Annotated in this window: 10 protein-coding genes and 1 tRNA gene; 3 read left to right on the top strand and 8 right to left on the bottom strand. The window is 36.7% G+C overall.

Translation table 11 applies throughout. From position 1 onward, the window contains the following. Window positions 1-125: 125 nt before the first annotated feature. The 3 genes from trhP to A6A20_RS03355 all read left to right on the top strand — a co-directional run bounded on the left by trhP (window position 126) and on the right by A6A20_RS03355 (window position 2,190). Window positions 126-1,502 carry a prephenate-dependent tRNA uridine(34) hydroxylase TrhP gene (gene trhP / locus A6A20_RS03365; RefSeq protein WP_279572145.1) on the top strand — a complete coding sequence of 459 codons (1,377 nt, stop codon included), beginning with the start codon at window positions 126-128 and terminating at the stop codon, window positions 1,500-1,502. 199 nt (window positions 1,503-1,701) lie between these two features. Continuing rightward, window positions 1,702-1,777, top strand: a tRNA-Ile gene (locus A6A20_RS03360). A 56-nt stretch (window positions 1,778-1,833) separates the two neighbouring features. Further along, window positions 1,834-2,190, top strand: coding sequence for a SirB2 family protein (locus tag A6A20_RS03355; protein ID WP_279572144.1), 357 nt, complete (start codon window positions 1,834-1,836; stop codon window positions 2,188-2,190). Between the two features lie 694 nt (window positions 2,191-2,884). Here the strand turns inward: A6A20_RS03355 and A6A20_RS03350 are convergent. The 8 genes from A6A20_RS03350 to A6A20_RS03315 form a co-directional block, all read right to left on the bottom strand. Next, window positions 2,885-3,925 (bottom strand): Imm49 family immunity protein, encoded by a 1,041-nt coding sequence (locus A6A20_RS03350; protein ID WP_279572143.1) that lies wholly within the window; start codon window positions 3,923-3,925, stop codon window positions 2,885-2,887. 15 nt (window positions 3,926-3,940) lie between these two features. Then, complete coding sequence (locus A6A20_RS03345; RefSeq protein WP_279572142.1) at window positions 3,941-4,261, bottom strand: hypothetical protein; 321 nt, start codon at window positions 4,259-4,261, stop codon at window positions 3,941-3,943. Window positions 4,262-4,510: 249 nt separating this feature from the next. Further along, entirely contained in the window at window positions 4,511-5,080 is a 570-nt protein-coding gene (locus A6A20_RS03340; RefSeq protein ID WP_279572141.1) for a hypothetical protein, read from the bottom strand. Then, on the bottom strand, window positions 5,073-6,719 hold the full coding sequence (locus tag A6A20_RS03335; RefSeq protein ID WP_279572140.1) for a hypothetical protein: 1,647 nt from the start codon (window positions 6,717-6,719) through the stop codon (window positions 5,073-5,075). The genes A6A20_RS03340 and A6A20_RS03335 overlap by 8 nt, the downstream gene beginning before the upstream one ends. Before the next feature lie 26 nt (window positions 6,720-6,745). Continuing rightward, complete coding sequence (locus A6A20_RS03330; protein ID WP_279572139.1) at window positions 6,746-7,111, bottom strand: hypothetical protein; 366 nt, start codon at window positions 7,109-7,111, stop codon at window positions 6,746-6,748. Next, complete coding sequence (locus A6A20_RS03325) at window positions 7,111-8,076, bottom strand: hypothetical protein (protein WP_279572138.1); 966 nt, start codon at window positions 8,074-8,076, stop codon at window positions 7,111-7,113. The genes A6A20_RS03330 and A6A20_RS03325 overlap by 1 nt, the downstream gene beginning before the upstream one ends. 161 nt (window positions 8,077-8,237) lie before the next feature. After that, the gene (locus A6A20_RS03320) at window positions 8,238-8,516 is read right to left on the bottom strand and encodes a hypothetical protein (protein WP_279572137.1); all 279 of its coding nucleotides are present in this window, start codon (window positions 8,514-8,516) and stop codon (window positions 8,238-8,240) included. Next, window positions 8,497-17,115, bottom strand: coding sequence for a two-partner secretion domain-containing protein (locus A6A20_RS03315; RefSeq protein ID WP_424585438.1), 8,619 nt, complete (start codon window positions 17,113-17,115; stop codon window positions 8,497-8,499). The genes A6A20_RS03320 and A6A20_RS03315 overlap by 20 nt, the downstream gene beginning before the upstream one ends. Between the last annotated feature and the right edge of the window lie 18 nt (window positions 17,116-17,133).

Here is a 17,133-nt window from a genome sequence, read left to right as displayed (position 1 = left end):
TTCTCGCCGTACTATCTGTACTGTATTCGGTATGCTGCCTTATCTTATTTTAAATTGAAACGACTATTATATTACCCCACTTCCTAAGGGAAGTGGCTGACTTGAAATCAGACTAAGAGAAAACAATGACAACAACCTTTAAACCTGAGCTACTTTCTCCTGCTGGCTCATTAAAAAATATGCGTTATGCCTTTGCCTATGGGGCAGATGCGGTTTATGCAGGGCAACCTCGTTATAGCTTGCGTGTACGCAATAACGAATTTAATCATGCCAACCTCAAAATTGGCATTGATGAAGCCCATGCCCTAGGCAAAAAATTCTATGTGGTTATCAACATTGCACCACATAATTCAAAATTAAAGAGCTTTATCAAAGATTTAGAGCCTATTGTTGCAATGCAACCTGATGCTTTTATTATGTCCGACCCCGGGCTTATTATGTTAGTAAGAGAGCATTTCCCGCAAATGGATATTCATCTCTCGGTACAAGCTAATGCGGTAAACTGGGCAACAGTAAAATTCTGGCATCAAATGGGTTTAACTCGCGTCATTCTCTCTCGTGAATTATCCCTAGAAGAAATTGCCGAAATTCGCCAAAAAGTGCCTGACATTGAACTTGAAATTTTTGTACATGGGGCATTATGTATGGCATATTCTGGGCGTTGCTTACTCTCTGGTTACATTAACAAACGTGATCCTAATCAGGGAACTTGCACCAATGCGTGCCGTTGGGAATATAATGTTGCTGAGGGAAAAGAAGACGAAGTGGGCAATATTATTGCTGAAAATCAACAGATTCCCATTACCAATGTTGCGCCAACCTTAGGCGAAGGGGCTACCACCAATAAAGTGTTCTTATTAACGGAAAATCAACGTCCTGATGAACAAATGTCCGCCTTTGAAGACGAGCATGGCACTTACATTATGAATTCTAAAGATTTACGGGCGGTACAACATGTTGAAAAACTCACCGCACTTGGTGTGCATTCATTAAAAATTGAAGGACGAACAAAATCTTTTTATTATTGTGCCAGAACTGCCCAAGTTTATCGCAAAGCCATTGATGATGCAGCTGAAGGTAAACCTTTTGATGAAAGCCTAATGACAACTTTAGAATCTCTTGCTCATCGAGGGTACACCGAAGGTTTTTTACGCCGCCATACCCATGATGAATACCAAAATTATGATTATGGTTATTCCATTTCCGAGCGTCAACAATTTGTTGGCGAGTTTACTGGGGTGCGTAATCAAGAGGGATTAGCCGAAGTTGCGGTAAAAAATAAATTTTTAGTGGGTGATGAAGTAGAAATGATGACACCAAAAGGCAATATCACTTTTACGATTCAACGTATGCTAAACCGCAAAAATCAACAAGTTGAGGCGGGATTAGGTGATGGGCATTTTGTCTTTCTTGATGTACCAAAGGATATTGATCTTAATTATGCTTTATTAATGCGTAATTTAAACAATACCAATACAAGAAACCCACACCAACAAAAATAACAAAAAAAGTAAAAAAATAGTATTGCTTTTGTTAAAAATATGTTTATAATTATGCTCATACCCTAAAAAAGTATGACTCCAAATATTTTTAGCCTTTCAATTTTTGAAAGGCTTTTTTTTGTTTGAAATTCATTCAGTTAAATACGAACTAATAGACATAACGCCATTATTACAATATAATTGCCGAGTTTTCATTTATGCCCCCTTAGCTCAGTGGTTAGAGCAGGCGACTCATAATCGCTTGGTCGCTGGTTCAAGTCCGGCAGGGGGCACCAATCTTTTTTCCTCATAGCTATATTTTCTATATTCTTACTTTAATTTGGAGTGATTAATGTTTGATAGTCTAACCTTGTTTTATATTCATATTACCAGTGCATATACTAGCTTATTACTCTTTATAGTGCGTAGTGCTATGCAATTTCGTGGTAAAAACTGGCGTGCCATAAAACTTTTAAAAATCCTACCGCACTTAAGTGATACTTTATTATTAGTCAGCGGATTGGCAATAACTATTTTATTGGGATATGGTTTACCCACTTGGCTAGCGATAAAATTACTATTATTAGTGGGGTATATTATTTTTGCGGCTAAAACCCTTAGTAAGAAATCCTTAGGATTTAGTCCTTTGTATTTTTTCATTGCCTGTGCTTGCTTTATTGGAGCGATACTCGTTGCTTATTTTCATTAGTATTTGAAGATAGGCTATCATCAAGCAATAAAAAAGCACTCGTTGATAATCCTCCGAGTGCTTTTATTATAGCTAGACAAAATATATCTATAAGAAACATACTCTATTTGTACGGAATCAAAGAGTTTAATAGATGAAAAGAAAAATCTTTGCTATGATCTACGCCCCTAAAAAATTAGACTAAACAATTAACGGATTAAGAAGTAGATTTTTTTATGATAAAGTATAACTAGACATTTGAACAATAAGTCGTTGATTTCTATTTTCAGCATAACAATGAATTTGCCTATACTTGTCGTTATATTAATTTGACGATAAGATGCCGGGTTAGTTTGTTTAGCCATGTGGAGCAGGTAGCAGAACTGACAAGTCTATTCGTCCGAATTTAAATTTTCAAGAGCTTCAATAAAGTTAGGTGTGTGATGAAGCAAGCTATCGTTCTACCCACGAGGGCTACCGACTCTAAAGCTTGAATTTTACCACCGAGGTTGATGAGTTTTTGCTGGGCAAGCAAATTCACATTATTGCCAAATAAATTGCCTTGTTGGGTGATGTTTGGGGACATTGGCTTTTTACCTATATTTTATTAGAAGCTGTATTAGATTAGCCTTAAATACATACTATTACACCAATCAAAGGCTAGCAACTCACCAATATTAAAGCCATTAGAACTCGTTATCATTGTCACATAGGATTACTTAATAAATATTTTTATAATTGATATTAATTCCTGAAACCAAGAGGGCTTTTTACGGTTCTTTTCTGCTTCACGTTGATTTTCTTCAATAATAGCATTCCAATAATTGATCCAATTCATAATTGGTTGGTCATAATCAAATTCTTTCATAAAATCGTAAGGGTCTTCATATTCCCGTGGTTTGAGGGGTTTATATTCAATTAACTCCTTAGGGGCGATAGGGCTATCAATGCCTAAATCAAAGCCGTGAATGGCTGCGATTTTGGCATATAATAACACCTGTAATTGTAAATAAAAATCAAACCATACATTGGTATCATATACTGCACGTTTGGCTAATTTAGGTTCTAATAATTTGTTTAATGCGGTTTTCATTCCTTCAATATCTTTATCACATAGGGCGATGTAAAATTCATGGTCAGGTATGCGCATTCGGTAATGACGTGATTTATATTCATCTTTTAAATAGACTTGACTTCTACTTTTTAACAGCTCCCATTCCCCTGATAATGCCAATAAGGTATTGGCATTAAAATAAGGTCGAGGATCATCACTGGCATAACGTTTTTTTACTGAAACGATCTCATCACGATGTTTAATCAAAAAGTTAATTAAATCAGGGCTATCCGACATAATGCTAAGAAAAAAATGATGTACATTGATGCCGTTATATGCCCATTGATAATCATATTCTGAGAGAATTTGCAGTTTTCCTGCAATATAAGCATGTTTTTTAAATGCTTTAATATCGGCGTTAAGCAATAAATCCAAAGAGGCTTGAGCAGCATAATAGTTACTAATCCATAACATACTATATAAAGGATGTCCTTTTTTTTCCTTAATACGCTTTAATTTTTCTTCAAGCGTACTGATTGGCTTATCTCTTAAAGTTCTTGTACCTTTATCGAAATCTACATCGTAGAGGTCAAAATATCCTTTTTTATAAAGATAATCAGCTTCACTTTGGCAATGCTGAATACTTTCTTCATAACTGCGTCCTGTTACGTTACCTAAATAAACTTTGTAATTTTTTGACATAGAACCTATCCTCTGTTATTTGGTTTTATCAGGTATTTTTACGGGAATTAACTTAATGGTGCCATCTCGTTTATCCACCCCAGCAACAATGGTTTTCATTTTATTTTCATCGAGAGATTGCAGGATCTGTTTTTTAATATCCTCATTAGGTAGTTTACCTGCTACATTAGCTATCCATTTTCGAGATAGCTGATTGCTATTCCCAGCTGCATTATTGCTTACCTGAATAGCCCCATTTCTTAATTGTTTGCTATCAATAATGATAATGGTGCCGTCTTTGCCCATTAAAACATGATCAAAACCATTATTTGAGCCATATTTACCCCAATCAAGCACTTTATATCCTGAACGTCCTGCAAGGCTGGTGATTAATTGCTCTGTTTTGACCCCTGTGCGGTCACCATTTTTAACAATGCTCTCAATAAGATCTCTTTCTTTATTGCTGGTCGGTTTTAATTCACAAGCGGATTGGCATACTTTTGATGCATTAACAAATCCTAACTCACGATATTAATATTTGCTCATTTTCTTGTATTTTTGGAAGTAATTGAGATTTTATATTTTCTTTTGTCCTACTTATAATTATTACTTCAGTAAATTAATATTAAATCTTTTTGAAAACTCATCTTCATCTAGGACTTCTATGGCTCCAGCACCAAGAAATAGCCATTTTAATGTTCCTGCTAAAAAAGGATCATCTAATACTCTAGTTGTAAAAAATAAATAATTATTTCCATCTTTTTCATCTATGACTGTAGCTCCCCACCAAAACCAACTTCTATCTATTGGTTCCATTAGAAAAATCCAATTTTCAAAAGTCCATTTACTATTCTGAGGTTTTTTAGATGTCATTTTATGAAAGAAATTAGACCACAAATTTTTAGTTATCTTTTTTTCTTCTTTTTCAAAATTATTTAAAAAGTTTTTAGGCATAAGACTCAGCCATTTTTCATCGCTAGGCCAAGTTTTAGCTGAGTATTGTTCGTTAATAATTAATAAAACCTTTCTAGCCAAATCTAACACTTCTGTAGCATTGCCATTACATATAATTAGAAAATTAGCTCCCATTCCATCATTTTCTCGATATTCTGGAAAAGCGGAATTTTTCAATCTCTCTTTTTCCATAATAATCATTTGATAAAAATCATTATTCATTTCCATTCTTTCCACTACCTTCAATAATATTAGATTTTAATTTCTTGATTTGTTCTTTTCTCAACCCATACTGATATTTTGCTTTTGTAGGATCTGCTATGACTGGTTGCAATCTATTAGGATCGTCTGTTTTTATTTTTTTCTCCTCTATTGCAATGTCACTTATCTCATTTCTAAATGATTTAGGAATTCTAAAGCTTTTTATTTCAGCTCCGATTAAACCGTTATCAACTTTTTGTTGTAAATATTGAATTGCTCTTTTTTTACTACCAAAGTTTAAATACAATGTTGTATCTCCAAGGAAAGTAACATTACCTGTTTCATCTATGAATAATCGCTGATTTGGAATTCCTTCTACTCTATATACCGTGACTTCTCCTCTTAATAAATCTTTTATTTTGGCGTAGGTATCAGCAGTATTTAAAGAAGTCTCTTCCATAGTTTTTTTACTTCCGATGACAATACTGTCACGTCTTTTCGATATCTTATTTAGAGTACCTGTAACCGTATCAATCCCCCCATAAGCAGTAAGCCCTTCTAAACTAAGCAATGTTGAATTAGCTTTTTGATATGCTATGCGTTCATCTTTACTGAGATAGCCTTGTACTTCAGCAAGAGAATAAATGTTACTTATACTGTTGTTAATATTGGAATTGATTGTTTGTAAATTTATCCGTTCTTGATTATGTTCCGTATTTACTTCGCCTTGGTTTATTCCTTTCAAGGTATATTCAATGCCAGTTCCTGAAAATATGACTCTTTTTTCCCACCCGTGTTCTTGTTGAGATTTTGCAGTATTATTCGCCAATGCTAGAATTGATTCTTGCTTTGACGTAATAAGGTGGTCTAATAGCGTTTTTTGTACTTTTTCCGGTTGGCTTGCCATATTACCTAATTTAGAGTTCCCAGCTTTCCAAAGTATTTCGCTACTCAGATTATTGTGATATGTTGGGGACTGTGCAACAACATTATTGTATAATTCGCTATTAGGACGAACATACTCAATATTAATCGCAAAGTTATCAAAGTTAGAATTTCCTTTTTCATCAAATAATGTTTGTATTCTTCCATACTCATCAGTAAAGTGAGTTCCCGCAATACTAGCAAGAAACTTTTGAGCATTTTGGTAATGTAGTGTGTCATTTTCCAAATAACTATAGGCTTTATCTACTTGAGATAGAGCGACTGAAGTCAAGATACGTTCAGCTTCTTGTTCAGTCAAACCTTGCTGGACAGCAAATTGTTTTGCGTTTTCTTTTATCCATTTCATTTCACTCGGATGCAACTGGCGATTATACCAATCGGTATTTATCCCCGCACTGATCGCTCCCATATTACCCTTGCCTACGGCGGCACCAACGGCTAAGCCAGCGGTCATATCAACCACCGCTTTTCCTGCGTTGCCAAACTGGGCTTGGGCTTTATCGCTTAGTTGTTCAATCAGTGGGGCTGAAAGGGAAGTCGCACCTGAAGCAGCAGCACCGCTGATATCGCCTGTTAATAATCCGCCTGCGGTTGCGTGCAATAAGGCTCTGCCCATGCCCCCTTCTTTCCAAAGGTCATAGCGAGTTTGGTTGTCGTTAAGATAGTGGGTTAATTGGGTTAGCTCAGCTTGCAATTGAGCTTGTTCTAATATCAATAATCGTATGCATGGCATTTAATTAGTTATAAATGACAAATATTTTTTTTCCAACATTCAGTAGGGTTAGCGATATAATATCCTTTGTCTTTCATACATAAAGCAAACTTACGAATACCATTCACATTCTTTCCACTAAAATCATCTACACGAGGAAGAGTTTTATCTATCCAACCATCTTCAGTATATTTTGCCCCACAACTAATAGCGTCTTGCCAACGCTGTTCTTTATTGGTATTTCCTAAAGAATCAGGTTTTTGATATCTTGTTATATCAGGATAAAGTGGATACTTCCAAGTACAGTTAGTTGTAACAAGGGTATAGAAACAGTCATTAGAAAACCAACAAGCACTTGTCAATGTAGACAAAAGAATTATTATCAATAATCGCATTAATTGCCCCCTATTTTCATTAATATTTCTACAAAATCAGAACTCATAAAATCCGCCAAGGCAAGAGGGGCGGTAACGGGTATGGCGACAGCCGTAGTAATATCTGCTCTTAATTGAGTTGCAGGATCTTTAGCCGCTGTATTTCCGTCCTTATCATAGAACCCCCAAACTTGCCCACCTAAAAGGTCATGTGGACCAGCAAAGGCTTCTACTATGTTGTCAGAAAAACTATTAATTTTATAAGGAATCCCCTGATTAGAAAAATACCAACCCCCTTGTATAGCTTGTAGCCCTCCTGTCTGTCCATACATACCTTTTATTCGTGCATCGTCATTTAAGTTTGGATTTAAAACATCCCTTAATGTTTGATATTGGTTATCACCAATATAAGTAAAAGAACCGTCCGAATTTTCTTGACATCGGTCTTTATCACAAATAGCATTAACATCAAGTCTAACCCCGCCTAATTTAACCCCATCAAAATAGCCACTATCATAAGAGACATTTGACAAGACTTCGCCGGTTTTCTTATCAATAATACCTTTAAATTTTCTTGAGTTTGCTAAGGTTTCTTCTCGCATTCTCGTTGCGGCGAGTTGTAATGTACCCTGTGTTATTGCAATATCAGGCGAGCCACTGACAATCCCTACTACTGTTTCAAGTAAACGTTTTTGATATTGTAATTTATAAATTTCAGCGTAAAGTGCGGTCTTTTCTTCCTCTGTTTTGGCTTGTTTAATTTGCTTGCGTAATTCCGCTTGTTTAGGTTCAACATAAGCGTTAATGGTGCTAAAGGCATTTTGTCTAAATTCTTTTGTTACCTTGACTTGAATATTTAACTCTTTTAAGGCTTTATCTTTATCAAAATGGTTTTCCAATTTCCCAGAATGTGCCGTAGCGGTATCGGTGGTAATCTCCGTTTTCACTGCCGCTAAGGTTTCGCTTAGGGTTTTTTTATATTCCATCCACATTTCTTAGATAAAAGTTGATATTCTTGTTCAGATAAACCTTTAATATAATCAGTTGATACATAACAATCTTCATAAAGTTTCTCTTGTAACTGATCTATAAAAAAACATCCATTTAATAATATAGAAATAATGAATATTAAACTTATTTTAATCATTTATAGTTCTCCTAAAATATTTTTATCTGATTCAAATTTATAAGATCCATTAGAAAGAATACATTGATTCAGAATATGAATATCTATCTTTTCATTATATTTACTTTTAAGTATTTCTTTGGCTAAATTTTTCTGCTCTTTTTCGCATCGTATTCTTTTTTTATACCACCAAGTTTCTTCTTTACTTTCATTACAATTCCAGTCTAGAAATTTACAAGGATAGCACCCTGTTAATAAAAAGCTAGAAATTAAAATTAATTTAGAATGGATTTTCATCAAAAGCCCCCCCTTTTTCTTGATTGGTTGGTTTAACTAATTTTGGTAATGACGGATTATCATTTGGGTAAAGTGGCGTTCCCCAGATGCTTATAAAATCATTATATTTTTCTTTTTGTAAATTAGGATCAGGTATTTCAGCATAATAACTACTATGAGAGTAGCAAAATAAGCAATTACCTCCAGTCGTATTATTGTTTCCTACTAAACCTAAAAGCCATTTATTCCCTACAAAATCGGATTCATGTACAGCTGAATAAGCTCCACTTTGATAAGTGGTTTTCTCATTTTGGTAGCTATAACCATTACGTTGTAATTGGTTTGCATAAGATTCTACATTGGTAGCCGTACCATAAAAACGAGCTTTTCTAATAGGAATATCTTTTTCCTGCTTCCAAATATTTATATCTTGCAAAGCAATACTGGCAGTTAATCCACCCCGGCTATGATTGTTTAAATCAATTTTATAGCCTAATTGCTTGGACTCACGATACAAATCTTGATTAAGTTTTTGTGAATTAGTAAGTGGTAAAGCACCCCATAAATATTTATCATTAAGTTTATCGTATGCTGCATACATTAATTCTGATACAAGAGAGGTTGGAAGCCAAAATCCATCGTATCTTCCTGTTGGGGGATTCATTACAACTATTATGCCTTTTTGATTTGTTTCTGAAGTATTTTGTTTTTGAGCATTTTTTAGAGCATCTTTACGATCATTAAAAATACCAGGGTTAGATATGGTTAATACATTGTTATCTATTTCTAAGTTTGCTCGTTCATCATTGGTCAAATCATTTAATGACCAAATTTGTCTACGATTTTGTTTGCCTGTGCAATCATCATTACTAGATGGACATTTTTGATACCACATTTCTTTTGGGGCGGTAGCGGAGCGTAAAACTCTGTCAGCCTGAGTTGTGGCAAACATTCCCCATAATGTATTAGAGTTGCCAGCGCTACCAATAAATAATCCTAATCCCATATCTAACCAGCGTATTTGCTCATCTAAAATTTTTGCTTCTGCATCTAGTTTTTCAGATTTATTAGTATCATATCCTCCATTTTCTTTTCGTATTGAAGTAGCTAAAGCTCTTTTACTATCAACAATAGAATATAGTTTAGCTTTGATTTCTTGTCGGTTTTTATCAAGTTCTTGAGTAACTTTAACTTGAGTATTCAGTTCTTTTTGTACTCGTTCTTTATCAAAATCTTTGGGTAAAATTCCAGTATTTTCTACCGCACTTTCTGTAACAATATTAGTCTTAACTGCTTCTAAGGTTTCGCTTAGGGTTTTGCCGGTTTTCTCAAGTTGTTCCTGTTCATTACGGATATAAATATTCTTAGTATTAATACCGCTTTGGGTAATAGAGGACTGGCTATCACTATCATAGCCAAAGCCTACTCCCATACTGGTTTTTAGCGAATCTCCACCGCTGGCTAAAACACGGCTATTGGCTTTACCGTCAGCCCCTTTTGCTTGTGTGGTTTGTTGCCCTTGTGCATCGGTGTAAAGTGCTTCGCCTTTGTCATTAACGGCTTGTTTATCACTTTGAGCCTGTGCATGTTTGCCTAAGCCTAAATCGGCATTAAATGCCATTGAGCCAGCAACACCAAATGCTGAGCCTTTATAGTTGGAATGATTTTCTATATTTTGGCTGGCTAATGTGCCAGTACTAAAGTGATTTTTATTGGCTAATTCTGCTTTTTGAGTGGATGTTACCATACCGCCCACCAGCTCCGTATGATTAGCAATATTAATTTGATAGCCCTCATCGCCAGCATAAATGCCCGATTGTTCAACCACACTGGCATAATCGGCATTGATACGAGATTGGTTATAGCTAGCAGAGCCAGAAGCACCATAGCCAACGGTCACTTGCCCACTGACATTCATTTGTTTACCCTCATATTTCATGGTGTCTTGTAGGCTTTCAATGGTCAGGTTTTGGGCATTGAGGGCAACGCTTTTACCCTGTACTTGCGCCCCTTTCAAGGTGGCGTTATTGCCAGCCTGAATGATAGTTTGGCTTGCACTGTCGCCGATATGGGTATTGCGATAGGTTATTTCATCACCGTTACCATACCCCTTACCATAGTTACCGCCAGCGGTAATACCAAATGAAACCCCATTACCTACTGCAACTGCCACGCCAGCATTAAAGCCAAAGGATTGATTTTTACTGCGCTCCATATGGTTTTGTTGTTGTGCAAGCAAGTGAATATCATTGTCAGCAACGAGGGTTGTACCTTGTTTACCGCTAACATCAGAACCGATGATATGAATATTAGATTGTTTATCAGCACCTGTGGCAAGGATAGACACTTTACCGCCAGCATTCACTTGACTATTATTGGCGGTAGTTCCCTCTGTGTGTTGGGTATTGACATTTTTTTGTTGCCCATAAGTAATAGAAACGCTGACCGCTTCAGTAGGTACAGTACCGTTTTGCATCAGCTCCCCTAACTCTTTACCAATTTTCCCTAACGTTTGTCCTGCTCTAAGCGTTGTCCAACCTGCATTCGCCGCTGCCATAGCATTAATGCGGTCATCTTTACTTTCCCCAACAGTTTGTATTGCATCATTCACGCTTTCTATAGCATTAATCGCTGCTTGAATAGGGGTATTAATGGCAATTGTTAATCCTTTTTTCTCATAAGTCTGCTTATAATTGGTATCATATTTATCGCTTGTTGCTAAAATATCTACCTGTTTGGCTTGAATATTCACATCGCCCTCAACGGCAGTGACCGCACTGGCAGTTTGGCGATATTGTTCATTCGCCAGTAGGGTAGTGTCGCCGGTTAAGCTCCCCACTTGGCTTTGGCTGGCATAGTAACGAGTTTGGTCATTTTCGGTGGTATTTTTACGCAATCCCACACTAAAACCAAAGCCACCACTGCCCATTAGCCCCGATTTTGAGGTTTTCTCAACATCTTGTTGATAAATTTGATTTTCTGCATGCTGAATATCAATATTGTTTGCACTGGCAACAAGTTGATTTTCTGCCACCACAGAAGAACCCTGCACCCTTATATTGCCCTTATCAGCTTGTAATACAATATTGTCAGCATCAATCGCAGAGCCTTGAGCCATATCATATTGATGTAAATGTTTGGTGACAGTGGTGGTTTTTTGTAGGAAACCACTTTGGCTACTTTTTGCGCCAAAATCAAGTTGCTCTTGATGACGCCCCTCTTGAATATGAATATCGCCTTGGGCAGCTTGAAGGGCGATAGTGCCGTTATCGCTATGGAGCGAGGCTTGACGTAAGGTAGTGTTATGTTGGCTAACAATCTGAATATCGCTTTGAGCGTTAAGTTGCGAGCCGATTTCTTGCTGTTGGTCTAAGCGATAATAATTATCCGCATCGCCATTATAATGCTGTTTATTGCTGGTGTTTATGGTAGCGAGTTCAACATTATCCCCTTGAATATGAATCACATTTGCAGCCATATTGGCAGCATTAATTACTACATCTTGCGGACTATAAATGGTTAATGTGCCATTGGTTGAAATATTACTTTGTTTGTCTAGATGAGTATGAGCAAACTGGTTACCAAAAGCATCATTATTAGCGGAACTGCTGGTGGTGCTAGCAATATTAACCCCTGTTTTACCCACGAGGGTTGCTGACTCTAAGGCTTGGATTTTACCACCGAGGTTGATGAGTTTTTGTTCGGCAAGCAAATTCACATTATTGCCAAATAAATTGCCTTGTTGGGTGATGTTTTGGGCTGAAAGTGCGGTTAAATCTCGCCCTGCAATAGTACCGCTATTGTGAATATCGCCATTAACCTCCGCTACAATTTCACGGGCAGAAATTAATGCCCCTTCGGTGGTTACCTCTGTATTGCGAGAAACCAAATAAACTTGTGGTGTAAGTACATCTAAGGTCGTACCGTCAGCTAGCGTAACAGGCTGATTAACAAACCAAACCATATCAGAGGTAAGTTGTGCCATTTGGTTGGCGGTTAAGCCTATACCTGGGGTCAAATTAAATTTATTAGCATAATAAATGCCGTTATTCATTAATGCTTTGTATTGTTCAAAATCTGAACTGTAATTATCTAAGAATCGGCGTCCTGTTAATTGTTGGATTTGTTCGTTGACTAAACGTTGTTCATAGAATCCGTCACCAAGGCGTTTTTGCACATTATTATGATCATAACGCAGAGCTGTAAACATATAATCAGAACTTAACCATTGTTTACGATCGGTAAATTGGCGATCAGTTTCTACTAAATAGCCATTCGGTGCATCAGGATTGATTTGATAAAGACTCGCCTGCGGTAAGCGAATTGGTGTTAAGTGGGTTTTAATTACAGGTAAGGTTCCTTTCGCTAAGTTTTCAGGGGAAATGGCTGAAATTTGCCCTGAAATTACAGGACTTGGCGTTGAGGCGGTTATGTTATTGGAATCAACAGGCAATGAATAGTTAAGATTTTTTAATGTAATTTGTTGGGCAGAGGATTGGCTATGGATACTCGTATTGGTACTAGCCACTTCGCTACCAATATTATTTAATACTTTATTAAAGCTAAAATGTTGCACTGGATGGATTTCATTGATATTACCAGAACCATTGCCATAAACTGCCCAGCGTTTTCTGCCTCTGATACCATAACGTCGATATTGTTTCCCAAAACTTTCCCATCTTCCAGTGTCGGTAACATTGATAGTTCCCTCAATATCAATATTTCTTAAGCTAGTATTACCTGAAGTTAAATTCTCGTTATCGGTATTATCGGTAAAAATACGATCACCCAATAAGAGGGTTTTGCCGACAGAGAGGGTAGAGGCGTTATTTTCTAAATCTGTCCCCGTCAGGGAAAGATTGCCAGCAATTAAAATTTGGGCAGGATCGCGATGTTCAATGGTACTGGTTACGGTATGTCGATTATAATTCCAGTTTGTCCAATAGCGAGAACCGATACGTTTGCCATTTCTGAATACAAAATAAGAGTTAGAATCGCGTCTATGATTATTTTTTAAATCAAAGTAGCCTTCACCACCATCTTTATTTTGTGTAGCATAGCGGGTTGAACTGTTTGATGGGGCATATTCAATAATACGCTCATCGGTATGATGTTCACCTAGGGTAAGATAGAGATCGTGATTTAATAAGCGTTCTGTTTTGATTTCGCCATTACCTAAGGCTTCAATTGTGGCACTGCCGTTATCAATAAATGTGGCATAACCCTCTGCTTGATGTTGTTCATTTAATTGCCCACCAATCGCCAAATCACCCTGGCTAAAAATAAGGCTATGATCTCGGTTAGTTAAAGTGCCTACCGCTAAATCTAACCGTTCTCGTGCTGCAATGGTTGCTGATTTTTCACCGTCTTTTAGATTATTAAGGTTGTTTGCTTGAATGGCTAAATGGTTACCATAAATTCGCCCTGTTCCTAGATTATTTAGGGTCTGTGTTTTAATAATATTTTCGCTGCCGTCTAATAAACCATAGTTGGTTATGCTTGTCGCATTAATAATAGTACGATTTGAGGATATTTCGGCATGTTGTGGATTAAGCAAGTTTATGGCATTAAATATGGCTTGATTGCCGATAACTTGTTTGACATTATTGGTAAAGTTCCCTTGGGTGGTAAAGGTTAAATTGTTACCCACTTGTAGTGCTTGATTTAAGGTAAAACTATCCGTGAGGTTGATTTCTGCATCGCCTTGGGTTTTGATTGTTCCTTCATGCTGTAAGGTTTTGGCGGTTAAGTTAAGCTGTTGACCAGCTTCAATAGTACCATTTTGGTTATCTACCACTAAATGTCTATCAAGGGAATCAATGTTGACAACTTGTCCTGCTAATAATTCACCAGCTTGATTGTTGAGTTGTTGATTTATGGTTGTAGCAAGCGTGTTGGTTGCGTAAATCCCCCCTTGTTGGTTATTTAGTTCCGCTACATTGAGTTGAATATTTTTACCTTGTAATCCCTGAGTTGGTTTTGTACTGGTGGCGATGGTTTGTTGGTTGTTAAGCTGTGTTGCCGTAATATTCAGCTTGTTTGTTGCCCCAATTAATGAGCCATTTTGCTCAGTGTACTGGTTATTCACTACATTCGCATTTAAATGGGTATCTGTTGCCCAAATTGTGCCGGCCTGGTTATTTATTTGTTCTGCTTGGATTAGGGCTTGTTGGGCGTTGATTAGCCCTTTATTATTGTCTAGGGTTGCAGTATTTATATTTAAATCTTGGGCTGAGGCAATTTTGCCTTGCGTATTATTAAGTTGGTTGATGTTATTTAATATGACTGTGCCTAAACCGAGAATACCTTGAGAGGATTGCTGGGTCTGTTGATTATTAAGGTTTCGGTTATGCGTATCAATCGTCAGCGTTTTATCGCCTCGTAGTAAACCTTGTTGATTGTTAATCTCTCCTGTACTTAGGCTAGTGATATTGGCAAAAATTTGCCCTTGTTGGTTATTTAGTGCTGATTGCTGTGTATCAATGACAAGTTTATCTGGACTACCTATGGTACCTAACTGATTATTTAATGTATTTGTTACAATATTCAATGTATTGTTGGCAAAGATTGTTCCTGTTGTATTATCTAGGTTGGCACTGTTGATGATTAAATTACCCAATGCAATAATGCCTTGTTGCGTATCGCTATTTAATTGGGTTTGTTGATTGATAATATTATCATTATGGGTATTAATTTGCATATCACCAAGGCTTTTAATTAGACCCTGAGTATTAGTGAGTTGACCGCTCGTTAAGTTGAGTGATTTATTGGCAAATAATACTCCTTGTGTAGAATTGAGTTCACCACTGAGGTTTATATTGAAATGTTGACCTGCGATTAATTGTCCACCAGTATTATCCACTTCTTTGGCATTGAGATTAAAATTACCAGCAGTGCTAAATACTCCTCCTTGATTTTGTAGATAACGTAGCTTGAGCTCAAAGTCCGCAGTGCCATGTTGTTGCCATACTGAATTCTGCGTATTTAAATCTTGTTGTGCAGTTTGAATATGGTTTGCACTAAGTTGGCTATGTTGGGTAGAAAGCGTTTTTGGGGTAGAAATTTTGAGATTTTCCACCGCACTTAATTGGCTTTTATTTGCTGTTACATTGCCTGTTTGTGCTTTGAGCTTGATGTTATAAGCATGGTTTTGACTGTTGTCTAAATCAATTGATTGAGCTGTAACAGCGAAATCGCCACTGGCGATATGACGCCCAGCAAGTTGAGCGTGATTATCGGCTTTAAGAGTAATAGCTGAGCCTTGTGCTGATTGTTTATCTAATTGTAGGGTTTCACCATTAGCAGTTTGTGTAGTGGTTATACCAGCGGCAAATAGAGAAGATTGGCTAGCTTTGATTTCTGTGGCGTTATAGTTAATTTTACCTTTAGCTAGGCTTTCACCGCTTTGGCTTATATTTTTGGCTTGAGCATTGATTGTTCCTGTTTGGGCAATTAGGCTACCTGCTTGATTGATATTCTCATTGGCATTTAGCAGGATATCCTGAGTTTTATTTTCTATACGTCCATGATTTTCAATAGATTGATGAGCGTTTAGGCTAATTTGTTGTTGAGCATTGATTATACCTTGATTAACAATTTTTCCTTGCGAATCAATGGTCAATGTATCGGCACTTGCGCCAATATGTCCAGCATTACGCACGCCCAAACCTTGTTCTGTCCCCACTAAATGAATTTTGCCTGCATACATACCGCCAAGTTCGCTAACATCTAAGGCAAATAATGGGGTATTTTCATTGATATTTTCAGCAGAAATACGGGTAATTTGTAATTCATTATTTGCGTTTTCAAGGCTTGCTTGTTTAATGGTATTTTTACCTGTTACCACATTGAGTTTTTTATTTGTCCATATCCCCGCATTGATTTCCGTTTCTCGGGCAAGAATATCGGTATAATCAACTCGGCTATTATCTAAGCCTTTACCACTGACTTTGATTTTCCCTTTTTCTACTACAAAGCTATCTATTTGTCCCTCTTTAATTTGCGGTTTTCCTGTGGTCATTGTAGCTCGAGAGGCGTTAATTGTGCCACAACCATCACAATATAAACCATTGGGATTGGCAATGATAATTTCAGCTTTTCTACCTGCGACTTCAAGATAACCTTTGAGTTGGCTAGGATTATTTGAGGTAACCTCATTTAAAATAACTTTTGCTTCGCCTTTAGCAAGATAAGGATTACCTTGAATAAAGCCTGCTTGTTGGGTTTGTATGGCTTTATGGCTATTGTTTAGAATAGCCCCTTTATTATCTACATTAAAATCTTGATATTTATTATGGGAAAGCCCTTTGTTATTCGGTGTTTGAATATTAACTTGAGGAAGACCATTAGCCGTTTGTAATACGATTGGTTGTTGGTTTTTCGGGGCATTAGGATCGGCTTTAATAATTAATGTGTCAGCAAGTACAGGCATAGAAAAGGTAACAAAACCTAAGGCACAGAATAAATGAAATCCCAGCGTAGTTAAACTTGCTAAAATAGGTTTAAAATTGACCGCACTTTGTTTATTTGAGGTGGATTTATCTGATGATTTTGCCAGTTCTGATACCACCACTAAGCGTTGTAATGTTTTACTAAAAATTACACGGAAATATTGTTTATTCATCATTTATCTCCTATTCTA

Source organism: Volucribacter amazonae, from assembly GCF_029783845.1.
Taxonomy (GTDB): Bacteria; Pseudomonadota; Gammaproteobacteria; order Enterobacterales; family Pasteurellaceae; genus Volucribacter; species Volucribacter amazonae.
This window is presented reverse-complemented; position numbering and strand designations above follow the sequence as displayed.

What these genes read in the sequence shown, in the direction of transcription:
- A6A20_RS03315 (WP_424585438.1), bottom strand. Translation starts at nt 17,115, where the DNA reads ATGAATAAACAATATTTCCGTGTAATTTTTAGTAAAACATTACAACGC.
- A6A20_RS03355 (WP_279572144.1), top strand. Translation starts at nt 1,834, where the DNA reads ATGTTTGATAGTCTAACCTTGTTTTATATTCATATTACCAGTGCATAT.
- A6A20_RS03340 (WP_279572141.1), bottom strand. Translation starts at nt 5,080, where the DNA reads ATGAATAATGATTTTTATCAAATGATTATTATGGAAAAAGAGAGATTG.
- A6A20_RS03325 (WP_279572138.1), bottom strand. Translation starts at nt 8,076, where the DNA reads ATGGAATATAAAAAAACCCTAAGCGAAACCTTAGCGGCAGTGAAAACG.
- A6A20_RS03350 (WP_279572143.1), bottom strand. Translation starts at nt 3,925, where the DNA reads ATGTCAAAAAATTACAAAGTTTATTTAGGTAACGTAACAGGACGCAGT.
- trhP (WP_279572145.1), top strand. Translation starts at nt 126, where the DNA reads ATGACAACAACCTTTAAACCTGAGCTACTTTCTCCTGCTGGCTCATTA.
- A6A20_RS03330 (WP_279572139.1), bottom strand. Translation starts at nt 7,111, where the DNA reads ATGCGATTATTGATAATAATTCTTTTGTCTACATTGACAAGTGCTTGT.